The organism is Croceicoccus ponticola, assembly GCF_004004515.1.
In the GTDB taxonomy this organism is placed as follows: domain Bacteria; phylum Pseudomonadota; class Alphaproteobacteria; order Sphingomonadales; family Sphingomonadaceae; genus Croceicoccus; species Croceicoccus ponticola.
Genome location: NZ_RXOL01000008.1, coordinates 71,804 through 91,743, shown reverse-complemented (window position 1 = coordinate 91,743; position 19,940 = coordinate 71,804). Strand labels below are relative to the sequence as shown.

The following is a 19,940-nucleotide window of genomic DNA, read 5'->3' as shown; positions in this document are numbered from 1 at the left end:
CTTGTTGTCCGTCTGTGCTGGCGACCGTACCGAAACTTGCCGTTAAAGCGTCGTTCCCTCCGGTGAAGCGGCATATATGGACACCATACGAGTCGGTCAACAGTCTTTTGCAATTTTATTGCACGACCCGCCGCCATTGAGGCGAAGACCGCTGAATTGAGCCGTTATGAGATTTGCGAGCATCTCGCATAACGGCCCCTGCCCTTACTCCACCATCGCTTCCAACGCCTCGCTAGCTTCCAGCCACGCCGCCTCTGCCGCCTCGACTTTCGACTGGATGTCGGCGCGATGAGTCATCAGCTCCGACATCTTCATTTTGGCCAATTGCGCGTCGGCCGATGCCGGATCGAACATGGCTCTCTCAATTGCACTGAGCGACTTGTTGAGCCGTTCGAGCTCAGCCTCCGCCTTCTGGGCACGCTTGCGCATTCCCTGGCCCTTTTCGCGAGCTTCCGCTGCGGCTCGGCGCTGATCCTTTTTGTTAGGAGCCTTCGTTGTGCCAGCCTTCTTGCCGCCGCCTGCTGCCGATGCCGGGTCCTTCGCCAGTACGAAGGCAATATAATCGTCGATCGACCCGTCGAATTCCTGCGCCAGCCCCTGATCGACCAGTACCAGCCGATCCGCAGTCATTTCCAGCATGTGCCTGTCATGGCTGACGATGACGACAGCGCCAGTATAGGCGTTCAACGCTTGAATCAGCGCCTCGCGTGCGTCGACGTCGAGGTGGTTGGTAGGTTCGTCGAGGATGAGCATGTGCGGTGCATCGCGCGTGATGAGAGCAAGCGCCAGCCGCGCCCTTTCCCCGCCCGAAAGCTTGCCGACCTGTGTCGTAGCCTTGGACCCCGAAAAACCGAAACGCCCCAGATGCGCGCGCACCGCAGTGGGCTTGGCGTCCTTCATCAGCGACGTCATATGCTCCAGCGGGGTTTCCGTCGCGTCCAACTCCTCAACCTGATACTGTGTGAAATAGCCGACGCGCATCTTTCCGGACGCATTCATCTCCCCTTCCATCGGCGTCAGTTGCGCGGCCAGCAAACGGGCCAGCGTCGTCTTGCCGTTGCCGTTGCGGCCCAGCAGGGCCATCCGTTCGTCGGGGTCGAACCGCAGGTTGAGCCGGCTGAGCACCGGCGTATCGCCATACCCGACGCTGGCAAGATCGAGCGTGATCAGCGGCGGGCGCATTTCTTCCGGGTTGGGAAAATCGAAGCTGAGCGAAGGATCGTCGATCAGTTCCGCGATCGGCTGCATCCGTGCAAGCGCCTTGGCCCGAGACTGGGCCTGTTTGGCGGTGGATGCGCGGGCCGAATTGCGGGCGACGTAGTCCTGCAACCTTTCGCGTTCCGCCTGTTGCTTGGCGCGGGCCGAGGCGATCTGAGCCTGCCGCTCGGCACGCTGGCGTTCGAAGGCGTCGTAGCCGCCTGCATATAGGGCCAGCTTGCCGCCCGAAAGATGCAGGATCGAATTGACGACGTTGTTCAGGAAATCCCGTTCGTGACTGACCAGCAGGATCGTCGCCGGATAGGACTTCAAAAAATCTTCGAGCCAAAGCACGGCTTCGAGATCAAGGTGGTTCGACGGTTCGTCGAGCATGAGCAGGTCGGGCGCGGAAAAGAGCAGCGCGGCCAGCGCAACGCGCATCCGCCAGCCACCCGAGAAAGTTTCGAGCGCGCGGTGCTGCGCCTCTTCATCGAAGCCGAGACCGACAAGGATGCGCGCGGCACGCGACGGTGCCGAATGGGCGTCGATGGCAATCAGCCGCTCGTGCACTTCGGCAAGGCGGTGCGGGTCGTGGCAGGTTTCGCTTTCCACCATCAGCGCCGCGCGTTCGCCATCGGCGGCAAGCACCGTCTCGAACGGCGTCGCCGTGCCGCCAGGCGCTTCCTGCGCGATATAGCCGATCCGGCTGCCGCGCGGCATGTCGATCGAACCGCCATCGGCCTCGATCTCGCCGGTAATGGTTTTCAGCAGCGTGGATTTGCCCGCGCCGTTGCGACCGATCAGTCCGATCCTTCCGCGCGGCGGCAGATTGGCCGAAGCGCCATCGATGATCGTGCGGTCGCCAAGGCGTACGGTAATGTCTGTAAGATTGAGCATGGCGCGCGCCTAGCAGCGAGGCTCGCATTTCCCAAGTATGGAGTTTGGTCCGGCCTTGGCGACGCGGTCTGGCGAAGGTCGCCCCCGACGCGGCCTGTCGCGAACTTGCTGGCTGGGGCGGCAGGATTCGAACCTGCGCGTGCCGGTACCAAAAACCGGTGCCTTACCGCTTGGCTACGCCCCAGTGCCGGCAAGGAGGCTGCATATAGCGCCATGCGAGCAGATGAAAAGGGCCGATCGCCGGAACCGTATCATGGACCATGTCGTTTCTTGGCTCATCATGGCAAGTCATTCGAAAACAAGCCCGAAACCGCAGCCTGACACGACCGGGCTCATTTTCGTCGACGATTCGCTTCCAGGCATAGCGCGGCGGCGTTGCGGTCGCGGTTGGTCGTACTCCGATGCAAAGGGCCGTCGGGTCACCAATCGCGTCGAGATCCAGCGGCTCAATGCGATTGCCTTGCCGCCCGCCTATGTCGATGCCTGGTTCGGCCCCGCTGCCAACGGCCATATCCTTGCCACCGGTTTCGACGCGCGTGGGCGCAAGCAATATCGCTATCATCCAAGCTTTCGCGCTGAGCGGGAGAGCGAGAAGTTCGACCGCACCGTCGCGTTCGGCAAGGCACTGCCGCTCATTCGCAAGCGGGTGGAAGACGATCTGTCGCGCCGAGGGCTTACCAAGCAGCGCGCGGTCGCTTCGGTTATCCGCCTTCTCGACCTCGGGCGCCTGCGCGTCGGCAACGAGACTTACGCGAAAAGCAACGCCAGTTTCGGTGCGACGACCCTGCGCCAGCGGCATGCGTCGCTGACCGGAAGGCGACTTTCCCTGCGTTTCAAGGGCAAGTCGGGCCAGATGCGCGAAGTGACGCTGACCGATCGCAGCCTCTTGCGCTTCGTCAAGCAGATGCAGGATTTGCCCGGTCAGAACCTGTTCCAGTACCTCGACGAACATGGCGAGCCTCATCCCGTGGCGTCGAGCGACGTCAACGAATACCTGCGCGAAACCATGGGTGAGAATTTCAGCGCCAAGGATTTCCGCACATTTCATGCCAGCGTCGTCGCGCTCGCGACCTTGGCCGATGGCGACGGGGCCGATGGCGACGGGCGTACGCCGATCAGACAAGTACTGGAGGTGGTATCCAGCAAGTTGGGCAATACGCCTGCGGTGGCGCGACGCAGTTATATCCATCCTGCTGTGATCGATCTTGTGGAAGTGCAGGAAATCTGGCGCGAAAAACTCTCCATGCCGCGCAAAACCCGCTGGCTGACGCGGGAGGAGCGGGCGTTGATCGAGCTACTCGAGGCATGCACCGACAAAGACCGCACTAAGTCCTGCAAAAGCGAGAGGTCTGAAGAAGCGGCCTGATTTGATCCGTTATGGACCCGTAGTACTATTTCCACCTTGCCTCGATAATTGGTGGCGCATATCTGGGGCAGAGGGGGGATTACAAAATTCTCAGGTTTATTTTCATTGCCTTGGCCGGGTTGGCCTTGGCTGGTTGCGATTCGCAAGAACGTGCGGTCGACGTCGCGATGGAAAATGGCGTGCTGATCGTTGCCAACGGCGCCGACCCCGCAACGCTCGACCCCCACCTGCTGATCGGCGCGCCAGAAGCGAACATCGTCGGCGCGCTCAGCGAAGGGCTCGTCATTCATGATCCGGATGATACCGGCGCGGTCCGGCCCGGCGTCGCACGTTCCTGGCAGCACAGCCCTGATTACAAAACCTGGACCTTCAACTTGCGAAAAGATGCGCGGTGGAGCGACGGTCAGCCCCTGACCGCGCAGGACTTCGTTTTCAGTTTCCAACGAATGCTGGCACCGAAACTGGGCGCGGAAGGCGCCGACCTGCTCCATGTCATTCGCAATGCCCGGGCCTACAATCGCGGAGAACTGACCGATTTCGCGCAAGTCGGCATTGCCGCTCCCGATCCCTATCGGCTCGTGCTGACGTTAGAATATCCCGCGCCCTACCTTCTCCCGATGCTGGCAGGTACGGCGTTCGTCCCGGTCAACCAGGCCGCGGTGCAAGCAGGCGGCCGGATCGACGATGCGGACAATCGCTGGGCCAGCGCCGGCACTTACGTCGGCAACGGGCCCTTCCTCCTCAGCGAATGGCGGGTCAACCGTTTCGTGTTGCTTGAACGCAACCCGCAATACTGGGACGCCGGCAACGTCGCGCTGAATGCCGTACGCTTCGTGCCGCTGGGCGAACGCGATGCCGAAGTGACAGCGTTCATCAAGGGCGATGTTCATGTCACCCAATCGTTTACGGGATCGGAAATCGCCGAATTGAAGCGCAAGCGGCCCAACGCGGTCGTCACTGAAGACATGCTGGGCGCCTATGTCTATGTGTTCAACCTGCAGCAAAGACCGTTCGACGACGTTCGCGTGCGTCGGGCGCTGGCCCTGGCCATCGACCGTCAGAAACTCGTTGAGAAGTTGGGCGGCGACAGGCAGGCGATCGGCGGCTTCGTGCCACCTGGAATTCCGGGTTATGACCATATCGGCCCACCTGCACCCGATGTGGCGAAGGCGCGCCGACTGCTGGCCGAAGCAGGCTATCCCGATGGCCGCGGCTTTCCCGAAACGACCATTCTGATCAACGAATTCGACATCCACCAGTCGGTCGCAGAGGCGGTGATTGCCATGTGGCGCGATGGATTGGGGATCAACGTTGGCATTCGTGCAAGATCATGGAAGGACTATCTCGCCGCTTCTCGCGACAGGCAGTTCCAGATCGCACGTTCGGGCTGGGTGGCGGGCTATCTCGATCCCGGCGCATTCCTCGACATCCTCGCATCCGGCGGACGCAACAACGAAGCCGGCTGGGCCGATCCGCGCTATGACGCCCTGATTGCCGAAGCCCGCGCTATGTCCGACCAATCCAGCCGCATGGCCACGATGCGCAAGGCAGAGGATTTGATGCTGGCGCAGCAGCCGCTGATCCCCCTGCTCAATTATTCCCAGACTTATCTGCTCGATCCCCGGGTCAAGGGTTGGGGCCATAGCATTAACGGGAATCGCGTGTACAAGTTCATGTCGTTTTCGTCGAACTGAAGAAAACCGCACTGGCAATAACGGACCACGCATGACCAGCCTCTACAGCCGTATCTGCATCGCCTTGGCGATGGCCCTTTCGCTCGCCGCCTGCAGCAAGGGGGAAACGGATGCCGATATCGGCGTGCAGGACGGCATCCTGCTGACCGGAAATGGCGTGGAGCCGCGCACGCTCGACCCCCAGCTTAACACCGGGTCGCCCGACGGCCGCATTATCGCGGTGCTGAGCGAAGGGCTGGTCACGTCCGATCCCATCGATCCTTACGGCGTTCTGCCGGGCGTGGCGCAAAGCTGGGAACATGACGACGAATACCGGCAGTGGACCTTCCATTTGCGCCCCGGCGCGATGTGGAGCGACGGGTCACCGCTCACTGCACAGGATTTCCTCTACAGCTTTCGCCGCATCCTGACCCCGGCGCTGGGCGCGGAGCTGGCGGAACTGTTTTACGGCATCAAGGGCGCAGAAGATTTCAACAAGGGCAAGACCGACGACTTTTCGACCGTCGGCTTCAGTTCGCCCGATCCGCAGACGCTTGTCATCACGGCCGACGCGCCAATGCCGCACTTGTTGAACATGTTGGCGACATACACCTTCTATCCGGTCCAGAAGGCGGCAGTCGAAGCCAACGGCAAGATGACCGACCGGAACAACGACTGGTTCGAGCAGGGCAGCTACGTCGGCAATGGCCCCTTCATTCTCGATGAATGGAAAACCAACCAGTACATATCGGTAAAGAAGAACCCGAATTACTGGGATGCGGCGAACGTACGGCTGAACGGCATCCGGTTCTTTGCGATCGAAAACCAGAAGAGCGAGCTGAACGCCTATCTTTCGGGCCAATTGCATATGACAAATACCGGCTCGGTCCCGGTCGAACGCATCGCCAGCCTCAGGAAAAGCCATCCTGACGAGCTGCGCACCGACCATCAGCCGAACGCCAATTTCTATGCCTTCAACACCGGTCGAAAAGCCTTCTCGGACAAGCGCGTGCGCAAGGCGCTTTCGCTTGCGCTCGACCGCAAGCTGCTGACCGAACGGGTGCTGTTGGGGGGGGAAACGCCTGCGGGCGGGCTCGCCCCGCTGGGCCTGCCCGGATACGATGCCATGCCCGCGCCCAAGGCCGATCCGGCAGCCGCCCGCCGCTTGCTGGCACAAGCTGGCTATCCCGGCGGCAAGGGCTTTCCCAAGTTGGACATCCTGATCAACACGCTCGAAAAGAATCGGAAGCTGGCCGAAGCGATCCAGGCGATGTGGAAGAAGGAGCTTGGCATCGACGTGGGCATCTACAACCAGGAATGGAAGGTCTTTCTGGACACCCGCAAGGCGCGCGATTTCGACGTTACCCGATCCGGCTGGTTCGGTTTCTACCCCGGCCCCGGCGCATATCTGACGCTGATGACGACCGACAGCCCGAACAACGACAGCGGGTGGAGCAATCCGCGCTACGACGCACTGGTGGCCGAAGCGCTGGCGACGGGCGACACGACGAAACGCATGAACCTGTTCCATCAGGCCGAGGCGATCCTGATCGACGAAATGCCGATCCTGCCGCTTTATTACGGTGCACAGAATACGATGGTCGACACCCGGGTCAAAAATTGGGGCAGCGACGGCGCCGGGAACTTCAAGTTCGTCTATCTGGAAGAGTAAGGCGTAAAGCGCACGCCACGAGGTTTGCGCTCCACACCTTCTCGACCCATTGGCAAGAGCCTCTGGCTCAGCCCAGCTTGCGGACCCAGCCGTGGCTGTCGGCAATCTCACCGCGCTGGATGCCGGTCAGCGTCGCCTTCACCTTTTCGGTTACCTGACCCGGGCCACCCGAACCGACGGTGAAATCGATGTCGTGCCCTGCAACCCGGCCCACCGCGGTCACCACCGCAGCCGTGCCGCATGCGAAACACTCAACCAGCTTGCCGCTTCTGGCATCGGCTTCCCACTGATCGATCGAGTAACGTCCTTCGCTCACGTCCAGCCCTTCGGCGCGGAGCAGCTCGATCAGGCTGGCGCGGGTGATCCCGGGCAGGATCGTTCCCGTCAGCGCCGGGGTGACGACGCGACCGTCGTCGAACACGAAGAACAGGTTCATGCCGCCCAGTTCCTCGATCCACTTGCGCTCAACCGCGTCGAGGAAGACGACCTGGTCGAAACCGCGTTCGATCGCAGCGGCCTGCGGGACGAGGCTGGCGGCATAATTGCCGCCGCACTTGGCCGCGCCGGTGCCGCCGGGCGCGGCGCGGGTATATTCGCTCGACACCCAGATCGACACCGCCGGCGCGCCCGACTTGAAGTAATTTCCGGCCGGGCTGGCGATGACCATGAAGCGATAGCGCTTGGCCGGACGGACGCCGAGAAACACTTCGTCCGCAAACATGAACGGGCGAAGGTAGAGCGACGCGCCCGCGCCTTCTGGTATCCAGCCGCCATCCTTGGCGAGCAGCGCCTCTATCGCGGAAATGAACAGCGCCTCGGGCAAGTGCGGCATGGCGAGCCGGTCGGCCGACTTGTTGAACCGGCGGGCGTTTTCTTCGGGACGAAACAGCGCGGTCGAACCGTCGGGATGGCGATAGGCCTTCAGCCCCTCGAAGATTTCCTGCGCATAGTGCAACACTGCTGAGGCCGGGTGCAGCGGGATCGGCTGCAGCGGGCCGACGGTGGCGTTGTGCCAGCCCTCACCCTCGGTCCATTCGATGGATACCATGTGATCGGTAAACTGTGTGCCGAAACCGGGGTTCGCAAGCGCTAATGCACGGTCCGCATCCGATGTCGGTGCAGGGTGCGGAAGTTCGCGAAACTCGATGGTATCGGCGGCGGTCGCCATGGTCGTTTTCCAGTGCTTTGATGCGTCGGTCGAGCGAGCCGGTTAAGCGTTGCCACGCCTCGGTGCAAGCCTTGTGACGAGCGCAGGTCGCGCCACTTGCGGGTTCTTGTACCCAATACGAAAAAGGCGGCTCCCGAAGGAACCGCCTTGTTTCTGCCTGGCGCAATGCGCGAGAACTTATGCGTCGTCGCGAACGACCTTGCGCTCGGCGATGCGAGCGCGCTTGCCGGTGCGGCCGCGCAGGTAATAAAGCTTTGCACGACGCACGACGCCGCGGCGAACCACGGTGATGCTGTCGAGGTTGGGCGAGTAGAGCGGGAAAACGCGTTCCACGCCTTCGCCGAACGACATCTTGCGAACGGTGAAGTTCGAACCCATGCCGCGATTCGAACGGGCGATGACGACGCCTTCGTAGTTCTGCACACGCTCACGCGTGCCTTCGACGACGCGCACGCCGACGCGGACGGTGTCGCCCGCACGGAATTCCGGGATATCCTTGCCGAGGCTCTGGATGGCTTCGGCTTCGAGCTGCTGGATCAGATTCACTGGTCCAAGTCCTTTTTCTTTCGCCGCGCGCCAGAGGCAGGCTGGGCCCGAGCGTCGATATGACGCTCCCAAAGGTCCGGCCTGCGTAACCGTGTATCGTCTTCGCTGCGTTGCTTTCGCCACGCCGCGATTTTCGCATGATCCCCCGATCGCAGCACTTCAGGGATCGTGCGCCCTTCCCATTCGACAGGTCGGGTATAGTGCGGATATTCGAGAAGGCCGCTTTCGAACGACTCCTCGACCCCACTTGAAGCCGCGCCCATTACGCCGGGAAGCAGCCGAATGCAAGCGTCGAGCAGCACGAGCGCGCCGACCTCTCCGCCCGACAGGATCACGTCGCCGATGCTGACTTCCTCGACCTCGCGCCCGTCGAAGATGCGTTCGTCGAAACCTTCGAACCGACCGCACAGGATCGTGACCCCCGGTCCTGCGGCAAGCTCGCGCACGCGGCGCTGAGTCAGCGGACGCCCGCGCGGAGTCATCGCCAGCACGGGACAGTCGGGGTGGCGCGCCCTGGCATGGTCGATGGCGGCAGCCAGCACGTCGGGTTTCAGCACCATGCCCGCGCCGCCCCCTGCCGGAGTATCATCGACAGTGCGGTGCTTATCGTTGGCGAAATCGCGGATCTGGACGGTATCGAGGCTCCATGTCCCCGCTTCCTGCGCCCGTCCGGCAAGGCTCACGCCCAGCGGTCCCGGAAACATTTCGGGATAAAGCGTCAGGACGGTGGCGGCGAATGGCATGCCCGGGGCACTAGCGCCCCGGGCACACAAACGCCATCCCGTGCGTTGCGCTGGGCATGAACGACGAAATCGACGATTGCATCATCATCGGCGCGGGGCCTGCCGGGCTGACCGCCGCAATATATCTTGCGCGCTATCATCTTTCGATCCGCCTGTTCGATTGCGGCAGCAGCCGGGCGGCGATGATCCCCTGCACGCACAATCACGCAGGCTATCCCGATGGCATCGCGGGCAAGGAACTGTTGCGGTTGATGCGCGAACAGGCGGCCAAATACGGCGCGCTGCGCGAGGACAAGCGCGTCGAAACGCTGGCGCGCGACGATGGCATCTTCACCGTCGGCACCGACACCGGCACTTATCGCGCCCGCACCGTGCTGGTGGCGACCGGCGTGGTGAACCGTCGCCCCGCAACGTTGAATCCCGACGTCCATGACGCTGCGCTGGCGCGTGGCCTGCTGCGCTATTGCCCGGTCTGCGACGGTTACGAAGTGACAGACCGCCGCGTCGCGGTCATCGGGTCGGCTGACCATGGCACTTCGGAGGCGCTGTTCCTGCGCGCCTTTACCCGCGACCTGACCCTCATCTGCCCCGACGGGGATCACGATCTGGACGCCGAATGCATCGCAAAACTGGACGATGCCGGCATCGTACGCGTTGCGGGCCCATGCGAGGGGTTCGCCATCGAAGGAGAGCAGCTGGCATTCGACACGGCAGATGGCCGCATGGCATTCGACAGCGTCTATCCCGCGATGGGCAGCGACGTCCGCTCCGCGCTGGCCGCGATGGCAGGGGCTCAGACCAGCGAGAAGGACTGCATCATGGTCGACGACCATTTGCAGACGAGTGTGCCGGGTCTGTTCGCGGCGGGAGATGTCGTGATCGGGTTGGACCAGATCAGCCACGCGATGGGTCAGGCGGGCGTCGCGGCAACCCGCATCCGCAACCTTCTGTCTGAACAGCGCCCGTTGAGGCGCTGACGCAGCCTTAGGGCTCAGCGAAGTCGGCGGTGACGACCAGCCGTTCGGCATTCCATTCGCGCACGGCGTTTTCGTGCATCGGAATCATGAACGTGCGTGGCTTCGCGCCTTCGGGCCGTTCGATCTCGATCACGTCGCCCGCGCCGTAATTGTCGATGGCAACGATCTTGCCCAACGGTTCACCCGTTTCGGATACCGCGGCAAGACCGAGCAGGTCGGCGTGATAAAATTCGCCCTCTTCCAGCGGGGGCAGTTCTTCGCGCGGGACGGTCAGCGCCGTGCCGCGTAACGCTTCGGCGCTATTGCGATCGGTAACTTCGGCAAACCGGGCGATCGCTCCGCCCTTGCCGTCGTCGCGGATCTTTTTCGGAGTCAGGATGCCGGCGTCATCCGGTCCGCCGCGTGATGCAACGGGACGGGAAACGCGAAAGGCGCGGAACCGCTGGAGCGATTCCACGCCTTCGCCGAACAGTTTCAGCCGGACCTCGCCCGTCACGCCATGCGCGCCGGTGACGACCGCGAGCGTGAGGGCCTGGTCCGCCAAGGATCAATCCTCGGCCTTGGCTTCTTCAGCAGGTGCTTCTTCAGCTGCTGCTTCTTCAGCGGGTGCTTCGGCAGCAGCAGCTTCTTCAGCCGGTGCTTCTTCGGCAGCCGGTTCTTCGGCCGGAGCTTCGGCAGCAGCCTTGGCAGCTTCTTCGGCTTCGCGGGCCTTGTCAGCCTTTTCCTCAGCGCGTTCCTTGGCCTTTTCGCCCGGTTCGGCCTTCTTCGGGTTGTTGCGGGCCGCACGCTCAAGAATACCGGCGGCATCGAGGAAGCGGGCAACACGGTCGGTCGGCTGCGCGCCGACGCCCAGCCAGTAACGCACGCGGTCTTCGATCAGCTTGACGCGGTTTTCGTCACCCTTGGCGACCAGCGGGTTGTAGATGCCAACCTGCTCGAGATACTTGCCGTCGCGCGGGCTGCGCACGTCGGAAACCACGATGCGATAGTAAGGACGCTTCTTCGCGCCACCGCGCGACAGACGGATAGTAACAGCCATTCAGATTACCTTTCGTTCAATTCGTAAAGTCATTCAAAGTCGTAAATTCGGAATTCATTTCTTGCCCAGCAGGTTGGCGAGATCGGGCGGCAGTCCGCCCATGCCGCCGCCAAGTCCGGGCCCACCAAGTCCGGGCCCACCAAGTCCGGGCATGGCGGCATCCATGCCACCCTTGCCGAACAGGGCGCCAAGGCCCTTGAGCCCGCCCATCTTCTTGATCTGCTTCATCGCCTTGGACATTTCCTGGTGCATCTTGAGCACCTTGTTCACGTCCTGCACCTGCGTGCCCGAACCCGATGCGACGCGCTTCTTGCGCTTGGCATTCAGCAATGCGGGGTTGGCGCGTTCCTTTGCGGTCATCGACGAAATGATCGCATCCATGCGCAGCAGTACGCGATCGTCCATGCCCGACTGCGCCATCGCGGCCTTGGCCTTTTTCATGCCCGGCATCATGCCAGCAATCGCGCCCAGCCCGCCCATCTTGGTCATCTGCTGCAATTGCATGCGCAGATCGTCGAGATCGAATTTCCCCGCCGCCATCTTCTTGGCGAGGCGTTCGGCGTCCTCTTCCTTGACCGACGCCGCGGCCTTTTCGACCATGGAGACGATGTCGCCCATGCCAAGGATGCGGTTCGCGACGCGCGAAGGGACGAACGGTTCGATCGCGTCCAGCTTTTCGCCGGTGCCCGCGAACTTGATCGGCTTGCCGGTAACGGCCCGCATCGACAATGCCGCACCACCGCGCGCATCGCCGTCCATGCGGGTTAGCACCACGCCGGTCAGCGGCACTTCGCCAGTAAAGGACTGCGCGACGTTCACCGCGTCCTGACCCGTCAGCGCATCGACGACGAGCAGCACTTCCTTCGGCGTGGCGACGGCGGCAACCGCCTTCATTTCGGCCATCAGCGCTTCGTCGACGTGCAACCGGCCCGCGGTGTCGAGCATCAGCACGTCGAAGCTTTGCAGCTTTGCGGCCTGCATCGCGCGGTTCGCGATTTCGACCGGTTGTTGCCCGGCGATGATCGGCAGGGTGGCGACACCCGCCTGTTCGCCCAGCACGGCAAGCTGTTCCTGCGCCGCCGGACGATTGACGTCGAGCGAGGCCATCAAGACCTTCTTGCCCTCGGTCTCTTTCAGACGCTTGGCGATCTTGGCGGTGCTGGTAGTCTTGCCCGACCCCTGCAGGCCGACCATCATGACGATGACCGGCGGCTTGGCCTCGAGGTCCAGCTTGGCCTGCGCCGCGCCATCTTCGCCGCCCAGCATTTCGACCAGCGCGTCGTTGACGATCTTGACGACCTGCTGCCCCGGCGTGACCGAGCGCAGGACTTCCTGCCCGATGGCCGCTTCGGTAACCTTATCTATGAACCGTCGAACGACCGGAAGCGCGACGTCGGCTTCCAAGAGGGCAATGCGCACTTCGCGCATCGCGGCGCGAACTTCGTCTTCCTTCAACGCTCCGCGGCCGCGCAGCGAATCGAAGACGTTACCAAGCCGGTCTGACAGGCTTTCGAACATCAAATTCTCCTCATGCGCGCCGCGCAAACGACGCCAAGACGTTCAGATCCGGAGCAAAAGCGCAAAACGCCGGTGGGCGAAACCTCGCCAACCAGCGTGCCGCGTATTGTCACGGACCCATGGATACACGCAGTGTTCCGATCCAAAAACCGGCCTGCCTGTGGCGCGCCCTTACATCCGCCCCCCTTCGAAAGCAAGGCACGAGTGGCCAATCCGGTTGCGCACCAGTTGCTTAACCTGATGTTTAGAGCATCGGGCTAACCCGGGCGGGACGGCCATTTCGGCCCGCAAGCGAGGAGCCGCCCGATCTATGCACGAGTCCGCACCTGGGCTTGAAGACAAGGCGGCGGAGCCGGTCGGGAAACCTCGGGCCGAACGCGACGTCATCGCACAAGGCATAATCGCGGCCGCGATCATCATGTTCGTCGGCCACGCGGCGGCGGTCGTGCCGGGCGTCCTGCAATTCATTAATGGTCATGGCGAAGGACCTGCGCCTTATCTCGCCAGTGCGCTGCTGCTGAATACCGCGCTCATCATCTTCGGCTGGCGGCGGCACAACGAACTGGTTGCGGAAGTGAAGAAAGGGCGCCGCGCGGAAGAAGAAGCCCGCAAGCTCGCCTTTACCGATCCGCTGACCGGCTCGCTCAATCGCCGGTCCATCGGTCCCGAAGTCGACAAGCTGGTCGCCGAAGCCGAAGCGAACGACAACGCGCATGCCGCCATTGCATTCGTCATGCTTGATATCGACCATTTCAAGCAGATCAACGATCTGAACGGACACCGCGCGGGCGACACCTTGCTGGTGACGATGGCCGAACGCGTGCGCGACGTCTTGCCTGAACGGTCGAAGCTGGCCCGGCTGGGCGGCGACGAATTCGCATGCGTCATCCCCTACGATCGCCGGGACATGGTCGCCATCGACCGCGTGGCCAGCGCCATCATCGCCACCGCGCGCCAGCCGTTCGACGTGGCGGGCGGCCAACTGGCCATGAGCCTTTCGGTCGGCATCGCGTGCAGCAGCGGACTGCCGGCAAATTGCAAGAGCCCGGCGGAGGAACTGCTGCACATGGCGGACATGGCCATGTATCACGCCAAGAAGAACGGCCGGAACCGCTACGACTGGTTCGAACCCAAAATGGAGCAGGACCTGCGCAGCCGCGCGGAGCTGGAAAACGGCATCCTTGCCGGGATAGCCCGCGGTGAATTCTTGCCTTTCTACGAACAGCAGGTCGATATCGAAACGGGTGCGTTGACCGGCTTCGAAATGCTGGCCCGCTGGCAAAGCCCGCACTTGGGGCTCGTTTCACCCGACAAGTTCATCCCGGTGGCGGAAGAACTGGGCGTGATCGCGGACCTGTCTGAATCGGTCATCGGGCAGGCTCTGCGCGATGCCCGCGATTGGGATTCGCGCCTGACGCTGGCGGTGAACATTTCGCCGGTGCAAATGCGCGATCCGTGGTTTGCGCAACGCCTGCTGAAGCTGATGGCAGAGGCCAATTTTCCGCCCGAACGGCTGGAGATCGAGATCACCGAGATGTGCCTCAGCGAAAACATCGGCCTCGTCCGCTCGCTCGTCACCAGCCTGAAGAACCAGGGCGTGACGGTCAGCCTCGATGATTTCGGGGTGGGATACGCAACGCTGGCGCAGCTTCGCGCCCTGCCCTTCGACCGGATCAAGATTGACCGCGCCTTTGTATCTCGGCTGGCCCGGTCAGAGGATACCGCGGCCGTTATCGCCACCATCGCCTCCATCGGCGAAGGCATGAACCTGCCCGTCACGGCAGAGGGGATCGAAACCGAAACCTTGCGCGATTCGCTGTTGCGCATTGGGACGTTCAAGGGACAGGGCTATTTCTACGGTAAGCCCGAAACCGCCGAACAGGTCCGGACCCGGCTGAAAAGCGAAGCGCGGCTGGCCATCGATGCGCGTGCCGCTTTGGCCGGTATGGACGAAGAAGTCAGGGCCGTGAACGGCTAAACCTGCCGCACGACCTGTGTACCAGCACTGGACGCGCCGCGCCGGGGTGCATAGATGCGCAAGCAATGCGCATTGCTTTCACCAAGATGCACGGTCTGGGCAACGACTTCGTCGTGCTGGACGCGCGCGCACAGCCGTTGCCGCCGCTGACCGGCGATGTCGTCGCGGCGCTGGCCGACCGGCATACCGGCATCGGGTGCGATCAGCTTGTACTGATCGAACCGAGCGAGGTCGCCGACTGGCGGATGCGCATCTTCAATTCTGACGGCAGCGAGGTCGAGGCCTGCGGCAATGCCACCCGCGCGGTCGGGCTGCTGATCGGCGGCGAAGTCACACTGGAAACGCTGGGCGGGACCATCGTGGCACGGCCCGACGAGAACGGCGTCGCGGTCGATATGGGCGTGCCGCGTTTCGGCTGGGACCAGATCCCGCTCGCCTATGGCATGGACACGCTGGACCTTCCCGTCGGCTGGCCGCTCGATTCGGCAGCGTGCGAAGCTGTGCTGGAACATCCCGTCGCGGTGAACGTCGGTAACCCGCACGCCGTGTTCTTCGTGAACGATGCCTATGCCGTGCCGCTGGCTGAAATCGGCCCGGTCATCGAAAACGACCAGATTTTCCCCGAACGCGTTAACGTCAATGTCGCCACGGTAACCGCGCGCGATGCGATCACCTTGCGCGTGTGGGAACGCGGCGCAGGGATTACGCAGGCCTGCGGCACCGGCGCATGCGCCACGGCGGTCGCAGCGATGCGGCGCGGGCTGGTCGATCGCGAGGTTACGGTGACGCTGCCGGGTGGCGCGCTGACCATCGTGTGGGAACCCGATGTCGACGGCGCGCCCGGTCACATCACGATGACGGGCCCGGCCTCGGTCAGTTTCACGGGCAGTTTCGACTGGGGCGACTACGCTTGAGCTTGCCCGAAGCCGGAATGCCCGAGACTCTGGGCCCCGAAATCATCACGCTCGGTTGCCGCCTCAACGCCGCCGAAAGCGACCGCATCCGCGCCATGCTGGACGGGCGCGGCGATACGGTCGTCGTCAATTCCTGCGCCGTGACCGAAGAGGCCGTGCGGCAGACCCGCCGCGCCATCCGCCGCGTTCGCCGTCGTCGTCCCGATGCGCGTCTGCTGGTCACCGGATGCGCCGCCGATATCGAGCGCGAGCAGTTCGCCGCCATGCCCGAAATCGACGGCCTGATCCCCAATGCGGAGAAATTAGCCCCTTCCAGCTGGGGCGCGAGCCACAATGCCGCAGGACTTCCGCTGGTGCCGATGCATCAAGGGACGAGCACGCTGGCCACGCGCCGCACCCGCGCGTTCGTCGCGGTGCAGAACGGTTGCGACCATGCCTGCACCTTTTGCGTCATCCCGCAGGGGCGCGGGCCAAGCCGATCGCTCACCGTGCCGCAAGTGGTGGGCGAGATTGCCGCGCATCTGGAGCAGGGCGCGTCGGAAGTCGTGCTGACCGGCGTCGACGTGACCAGCTGGGGTCACGACCTGCCCGGATCGCCGCCATTAGGCGCTCTGGTCTGCGAGGTGTTGCGCGCTTTTCCCAGTCTGGCCCGATTGCGCCTGTCGTCCATCGACGGAGCGGAAATCGACGAGGAGCTGGAAGAAATGCTGGCGGGCGAGGCGCGGCTGATGCCGCATCTCCACCTATCGCTCCAGCATGGGCACGACCTGATCCTCAAACGGATGAAGCGGCGCCATACGCGCGCACAGGCGGTCGATCTCGTCACCCGGCTGAAACAACGCCGCCCCGACATCGCCATCGGCGCGGACCTGATAGCGGGTTTCCCGACAGAGGATGCCGCGATGCACGAAGCGAATCTTGCCATCGTGCGCGACTGCGACATCGTCCACGGCCATGTCTTTCCCTACAGCCCGCGCCCCGGCACGCCTGCCGCGCGAATGCCGCAGGTCGATCACGCCACGATCAAGGCGCGCGCCGCCGCGCTTCGCGATGCCGTGGAGCAGCAACGTAACGCCTGGCTCGTCAGTCACGTCGGCAGCACGCTCGACGTGCTGGGCGAAAACGACGGCACCGGCCACGCCACCAATTTCGCGCCCGTCCGCCTCCCCACCGGGGTTGGCGGCGGCGACATCGTCCGGATGCGCGCCACCCGCGTAGAGGATGGGCAGATCATCGGAGAACTAATATGAGCGAAAGCTGGTCAGACCGGCTTTTCGGCGGATTGCGCAAAACCGGAGAGAAGCTTTCGGGCAATCTCGCCGGTATCGGCGGACAGGCGCGGTTGAGCGACAATCAGCTCGACGAGCTTGAGGACGCGCTCATCATGTCGGACCTCGGCCCGCGTGCCGCGATGCGCATCCGCGACGCGCTGGCGCAGCGCAGCTTTGCCGGCAACGCCGACGAACACGCCGTGCAGGAAGCGGTGGCCGAAGAGATCGCCGATATCCTGCGCCCCGTCGCCAAACCGCTTGAGGTCACCGCATTCCCCCGCCCCCACGTCGTGCTGGTCATCGGCGTGAACGGCAGCGGCAAGACGACGACGATCGCCAAGCTTGCCCACCTGTTTCAGGAAGACGACTATTCGGTGATGCTGGCCGCAGGCGACACGTTCCGCGCCGCCGCCATCGGTCAGCTCAAGGTCTGGGCCGAACGGCTAGGCATCCCCGTCATCACCGGGCCCGAAGGCGGCGACCCGGCCAGCGTCGTGTTCGATGGCGTGAAGGCCGCGACCGATAAGGGGAGCGACGTGCTGATCGTCGACACCGCGGGCCGGTTGCAGAACAAGCGCGAGCTGATGGACGAGCTGACCAAGATCCGTAAAGTGCTGGGCCGGCTCAACCCCGAAGCGCCGCACGATGTCGTCCTCGTGCTCGATGCGACGAACGGGCAGAACGCATTGCAGCAGATCGACGTGTTCAAGGAAGTTGCCGGTGTGTCCGGCCTCGTGATGACAAAGCTGGACGGGACGGCGCGCGGCGGCGTGCTGGTCGCGGCGGCGGCGCAGTACGGGCTGCCGATCCACGCCATCGGCGTCGGCGAAAAGATCGACGACTTGCGTCCGTTCGATCCCGATCTCGTCGCCCGCGTCATTGCAGGAGTGGCATGATGAGCGAGAATGCAGCTTCCCCGCCCGTTCAGAAAAAGAGCGGCTGGCTCAATATCGCGATAGATTACGGGCCGCTGCTCGTGTTCTTCGGCGTGTACAAGTATTTCAGCCCGACCGAGGACGGCAACGCCATCGGGCAGGTTCTGGCCATGGTAAAGGGCACCGGCGCGTTCATCGTCGCCGCGCTCGTCGCCGTAGCCGTGTCTAAATGGAAGCTGGGCCACGTCACGCCCATGCTGATGCTGTCGACCGCGCTGATCGTGTTTTTCGGCGGCCTGACGATCGCGTTTCAGAACCCGGTATTCGTCCAGATCAAGCCCACGATCATCTACGTCGTTTTCGCCGCGGCGCTTCTGATCGGCCATTGGCGGGGCAAGGCTCTGTTGAAATACCTGCTCGACGCCGCGTTTGAGGGGCTGTCGGACAAGGGTTGGATGGCCCTGTCGCGCAACTGGGGTTTCTATTTCATCGCGCTCGCCGCGCTGAACGAAGTGCTGCGTGCGACGTTGAGCTTTGATTCGTGGCTGGCGGCGAAGCTTTGGGTCTTCCTGCCGCTGTCGTTCCTGTTCACCTTTACCCAATTGCCGATGATGCTGCGCGAAGGCCTGGGCAAGGATGACAAGCAAGAAGCGGTGACCGAGCATCCACCGGCCTGAGCCGGATCGTGCCCCCAGCTTTTGCACAGGCGACAGGTGACATTCGTTGAGATTTGGGGAAATCTCATGTCAGGGTCGCGCCCGAACGGTCTGAGACCGCATAACGGGGGGATAAAACATGGCTAAACTTTTCGGCAACCTGCACCTGGTGCTTGCGATCGGGGTGATCGCCGCCATCGCGCTGATGCTGGCCTTTGCGCCATCTGCGCCGGTGGACATTAACACCGTGTCGCGCTGGCTGCACATTTTCTTCGGCATCTTGTGGATCGGGCTGCTCTATTACCTCAATTTCGTTCAGGTTCCGACCATGCCGGCCATTCCGGCCGATCAAAAGGGCGCCATTACCGGGCATATTGCGCCCAAGGTCCTGTTCTTCTTTCGCTGGGCGGCGGCGCTTACGGTGCTCACCGGCCTGATCATCGCAATGGTCAACGGCTACATGGTCGAAGCGCTGACTTTCAGCGGCGAAGGTGCTGTCGACCTGATCGGCGCGGGCATGTGGATCGCGATACTGATGGCGTTCAACGTGTGGTTCATCATCTGGCCGGCGCAAAAGAAGATCCTGGGCATCGTCAGCGCCAGCGACGAGGCAAAGGCCGCCGCCGCTCCGCGCGCGCTGATCGCCAGCCGCCTCAATACGCTGCTGTCGTTCCCGATGCTTTGGGCCATGGTAAGCGCAAACCTGGGTTGAACACGGTTGCCGGAATTGAGCGGGGCGCGTCGGAAACCCCGATGCGCCCCGCTAATTCATGCGGCAAACCCGATTTTTACCGTTGCCGTGCCAAGCAAGCGCAATGCTCATCACGATCGCACTCTACTTCCTTGCCATCAACGTCTGGACGTTTGGCGCATTCTGGCATGACAAGGCGCAGGCCATCGCCGGCGGACGGCGCATTTCCGAAGCGAACCTGCTGACGCTTTCGCTAATCGGCGGCAGTCCCGGTGCCCTCGCCGCGCGGAAGGCCTTTCGCCACAAAACGCGCAAAGAGCCTTTTTCGACGGCGCTGCTGGTTATCGTCGCCATTCAGGTTGGCGGGTTGATCGGGTGGTTCCTGCTGGCCTGATTGCCAGTCACGTCAATCGCGCGGAGCGGCCGAAGTCAGGTCGAGGCCGCACCGGCTGCACGTTCTGGCCGGCCAGAACACGCTCCATAACCCGCGCCGGAATATCGACGTACCGCAGCGCGGACAGGCGATCTTCAGGCTGCGGATGGCAAAAGCCACGACCCACAGCAACAACAGCGGCAGCACGACCCAATCGAGCATGCCACCGTCGGCCATGCCGACCGCCGACGCCAGCAATGGTATGCCCCAGACGATGAACAGGCCGCTGGCGACGCCCATGGCCATGTGCATACGCCCGATTTCGTAAACCGTCTTGCGCGGCGGGGTCATGGGGCCGTCGCCATCAACCGGCAGTGCGGCAAGAC

Annotated in this window: 19 protein-coding genes and 1 tRNA gene; 11 read left to right on the top strand and 9 right to left on the bottom strand. The window is 63.1% G+C overall.

The annotated features are described in order from the left end of the window. Window positions 1-204 precede the first annotated feature (204 nt). On the bottom strand, window positions 205-2,094 hold the full coding sequence (locus EKN06_RS13975) for an ABC-F family ATP-binding cassette domain-containing protein (protein ID WP_127613536.1): 1,890 nt from the start codon (window positions 2,092-2,094) through the stop codon (window positions 205-207). A 109-nt stretch (window positions 2,095-2,203) separates the two neighbouring features. Beyond that, a tRNA-Gln gene (locus tag EKN06_RS13970) sits at window positions 2,204-2,278 on the bottom strand. 96 nt (window positions 2,279-2,374) lie between these two features. Between EKN06_RS13970 and EKN06_RS13965 the strand changes: the two genes are divergently transcribed. From EKN06_RS13965 to EKN06_RS13955, 3 genes are all read left to right on the top strand, one after another. Further along, complete coding sequence (locus EKN06_RS13965; RefSeq protein ID WP_205693905.1) at window positions 2,375-3,460, top strand: DNA topoisomerase IB; 1,086 nt, start codon at window positions 2,375-2,377, stop codon at window positions 3,458-3,460. Window positions 3,461-3,585: 125 nt separating this feature from the next. Beyond that, complete coding sequence (locus EKN06_RS13960) at window positions 3,586-5,154, top strand: peptide ABC transporter substrate-binding protein (RefSeq protein WP_127613534.1); 1,569 nt, start codon at window positions 3,586-3,588, stop codon at window positions 5,152-5,154. Between the two features lie 31 nt (window positions 5,155-5,185). Continuing rightward, window positions 5,186-6,805 (top strand): peptide ABC transporter substrate-binding protein, encoded by a 1,620-nt coding sequence (locus tag EKN06_RS13955; protein WP_127613533.1) that lies wholly within the window; start codon window positions 5,186-5,188, stop codon window positions 6,803-6,805. Between the two features lie 67 nt (window positions 6,806-6,872). Here EKN06_RS13955 and EKN06_RS13950 read toward each other — a convergent pair whose 3' ends face one another. The 3 genes from EKN06_RS13950 to trmD form a co-directional block, all read right to left on the bottom strand. Further along, window positions 6,873-7,973 carry a branched-chain amino acid aminotransferase gene (locus EKN06_RS13950; protein ID WP_127613532.1) on the bottom strand — a complete coding sequence of 367 codons (1,101 nt, stop codon included), beginning with the start codon at window positions 7,971-7,973 and terminating at the stop codon, window positions 6,873-6,875. 177 nt (window positions 7,974-8,150) lie between these two features. Continuing rightward, window positions 8,151-8,519, bottom strand: coding sequence for a 50S ribosomal protein L19 (rplS, locus tag EKN06_RS13945; protein ID WP_127613531.1), 369 nt, complete (start codon window positions 8,517-8,519; stop codon window positions 8,151-8,153). Then, complete coding sequence (gene trmD / locus EKN06_RS13940) at window positions 8,516-9,262, bottom strand: tRNA (guanosine(37)-N1)-methyltransferase TrmD (RefSeq protein ID WP_127613530.1); 747 nt, start codon at window positions 9,260-9,262, stop codon at window positions 8,516-8,518. Before trmD ends, rplS begins: the two co-directional genes overlap by 4 nt. A gap of 56 nt (window positions 9,263-9,318) precedes the next feature. Here trmD and EKN06_RS13935 point away from each other — a divergent pair, with 56 nt between their 5' ends. After that, window positions 9,319-10,239 carry an NAD(P)/FAD-dependent oxidoreductase gene (locus tag EKN06_RS13935; protein WP_127613529.1) on the top strand — a complete coding sequence of 307 codons (921 nt, stop codon included), beginning with the start codon at window positions 9,319-9,321 and terminating at the stop codon, window positions 10,237-10,239. Window positions 10,240-10,246: 7 nt separating this feature from the next. On the opposite strand, the gene rimM is transcribed toward EKN06_RS13935, so the two are convergent. The 3 genes from rimM to ffh are packed head-to-tail and all read right to left on the bottom strand — an operon-like array spanning window position 10,247 to window position 12,796. Continuing rightward, the gene (gene rimM / locus EKN06_RS13930) at window positions 10,247-10,783 is read right to left on the bottom strand and encodes a ribosome maturation factor RimM (RefSeq protein WP_127613528.1); all 537 of its coding nucleotides are present in this window, start codon (window positions 10,781-10,783) and stop codon (window positions 10,247-10,249) included. Between the two features lie 3 nt (window positions 10,784-10,786). Next, complete coding sequence (rpsP, locus tag EKN06_RS13925; protein WP_127613527.1) at window positions 10,787-11,278, bottom strand: 30S ribosomal protein S16; 492 nt, start codon at window positions 11,276-11,278, stop codon at window positions 10,787-10,789. 54 nt (window positions 11,279-11,332) lie between these two features. Further along, window positions 11,333-12,796: a signal recognition particle protein gene (gene ffh / locus EKN06_RS13920; protein WP_127613526.1), complete on the bottom strand. Its 1,464-nt coding sequence runs from the start codon at window positions 12,794-12,796 to the stop codon at window positions 11,333-11,335. Between the two features lie 310 nt (window positions 12,797-13,106). On the opposite strand from ffh, the gene EKN06_RS13915 reads away from it, so the two are divergent. The 7 genes from EKN06_RS13915 to EKN06_RS13885 all read left to right on the top strand — a co-directional run bounded on the left by EKN06_RS13915 (window position 13,107) and on the right by EKN06_RS13885 (window position 19,575). Continuing rightward, window positions 13,107-14,774: a putative bifunctional diguanylate cyclase/phosphodiesterase gene (locus tag EKN06_RS13915; RefSeq protein ID WP_127613525.1), complete on the top strand. Its 1,668-nt coding sequence runs from the start codon at window positions 13,107-13,109 to the stop codon at window positions 14,772-14,774. A gap of 65 nt (window positions 14,775-14,839) precedes the next feature. Continuing rightward, window positions 14,840-15,688 (top strand): diaminopimelate epimerase, encoded by an 849-nt coding sequence (gene dapF, locus EKN06_RS13910; RefSeq protein ID WP_127613524.1) that lies wholly within the window; start codon window positions 14,840-14,842, stop codon window positions 15,686-15,688. 17 nt (window positions 15,689-15,705) lie between these two features. Then, complete coding sequence (locus tag EKN06_RS13905; protein ID WP_127613540.1) at window positions 15,706-16,938, top strand: MiaB/RimO family radical SAM methylthiotransferase; 1,233 nt, start codon at window positions 15,706-15,708, stop codon at window positions 16,936-16,938. Continuing rightward, window positions 16,935-17,855 (top strand): signal recognition particle-docking protein FtsY, encoded by a 921-nt coding sequence (gene ftsY, locus EKN06_RS13900; protein WP_127613523.1) that lies wholly within the window; start codon window positions 16,935-16,937, stop codon window positions 17,853-17,855. Before EKN06_RS13905 ends, ftsY begins: the two co-directional genes overlap by 4 nt. Beyond that, window positions 17,855-18,511 carry an inner membrane-spanning protein YciB gene (locus EKN06_RS13895; protein WP_127613522.1) on the top strand — a complete coding sequence of 219 codons (657 nt, stop codon included), beginning with the start codon at window positions 17,855-17,857 and terminating at the stop codon, window positions 18,509-18,511. Before ftsY ends, EKN06_RS13895 begins: the two co-directional genes overlap by 1 nt. A 118-nt stretch (window positions 18,512-18,629) precedes the next feature. Continuing rightward, entirely contained in the window at window positions 18,630-19,202 is a 573-nt protein-coding gene (locus EKN06_RS13890; RefSeq protein WP_127613521.1) for a urate hydroxylase PuuD, read from the top strand. A gap of 103 nt (window positions 19,203-19,305) precedes the next feature. Next, on the top strand, window positions 19,306-19,575 hold the full coding sequence (locus EKN06_RS13885) for a DUF1294 domain-containing protein (RefSeq protein ID WP_127613520.1): 270 nt from the start codon (window positions 19,306-19,308) through the stop codon (window positions 19,573-19,575). A 12-nt stretch (window positions 19,576-19,587) separates the two neighbouring features. Here EKN06_RS13885 and EKN06_RS13880 read toward each other — a convergent pair whose 3' ends face one another. Continuing rightward, window positions 19,588-19,905 (bottom strand): hypothetical protein, encoded by a 318-nt coding sequence (locus EKN06_RS13880; RefSeq protein WP_127613519.1) that lies wholly within the window; start codon window positions 19,903-19,905, stop codon window positions 19,588-19,590. Between the last annotated feature and the right edge of the window lie 35 nt (window positions 19,906-19,940).

Coding starts and splice junctions, on each gene's coding strand:
- EKN06_RS13975 (WP_127613536.1), bottom strand. CDS start 2,094: ATGCTCAATCTTACAGACATTACCGTACGCCTTGGCGACCGCACGATC.
- EKN06_RS13965 (WP_205693905.1), top strand. CDS start 2,375: ATGGCAAGTCATTCGAAAACAAGCCCGAAACCGCAGCCTGACACGACC.
- EKN06_RS13955 (WP_127613533.1), top strand. CDS start 5,186: ATGACCAGCCTCTACAGCCGTATCTGCATCGCCTTGGCGATGGCCCTT.
- EKN06_RS13950 (WP_127613532.1), bottom strand. CDS start 7,973: ATGGCGACCGCCGCCGATACCATCGAGTTTCGCGAACTTCCGCACCCT.
- trmD (WP_127613530.1), bottom strand. CDS start 9,262: ATGCCATTCGCCGCCACCGTCCTGACGCTTTATCCCGAAATGTTTCCG.
- EKN06_RS13935 (WP_127613529.1), top strand. CDS start 9,319: ATGAACGACGAAATCGACGATTGCATCATCATCGGCGCGGGGCCTGCC.
- rpsP (WP_127613527.1), bottom strand. CDS start 11,278: ATGGCTGTTACTATCCGTCTGTCGCGCGGTGGCGCGAAGAAGCGTCCT.
- ffh (WP_127613526.1), bottom strand. CDS start 12,796: ATGTTCGAAAGCCTGTCAGACCGGCTTGGTAACGTCTTCGATTCGCTG.
- EKN06_RS13915 (WP_127613525.1), top strand. CDS start 13,107: ATGCACGAGTCCGCACCTGGGCTTGAAGACAAGGCGGCGGAGCCGGTC.
- dapF (WP_127613524.1), top strand. CDS start 14,840: ATGCGCATTGCTTTCACCAAGATGCACGGTCTGGGCAACGACTTCGTC.
- EKN06_RS13905 (WP_127613540.1), top strand. CDS start 15,706: ATGCCCGAGACTCTGGGCCCCGAAATCATCACGCTCGGTTGCCGCCTC.
- ftsY (WP_127613523.1), top strand. CDS start 16,935: ATGAGCGAAAGCTGGTCAGACCGGCTTTTCGGCGGATTGCGCAAAACC.
- EKN06_RS13895 (WP_127613522.1), top strand. CDS start 17,855: ATGAGCGAGAATGCAGCTTCCCCGCCCGTTCAGAAAAAGAGCGGCTGG.
- EKN06_RS13890 (WP_127613521.1), top strand. CDS start 18,630: ATGGCTAAACTTTTCGGCAACCTGCACCTGGTGCTTGCGATCGGGGTG.
- EKN06_RS13885 (WP_127613520.1), top strand. CDS start 19,306: ATGCTCATCACGATCGCACTCTACTTCCTTGCCATCAACGTCTGGACG.
- EKN06_RS13880 (WP_127613519.1), bottom strand. CDS start 19,905: ATGACCCCGCCGCGCAAGACGGTTTACGAAATCGGGCGTATGCACATG.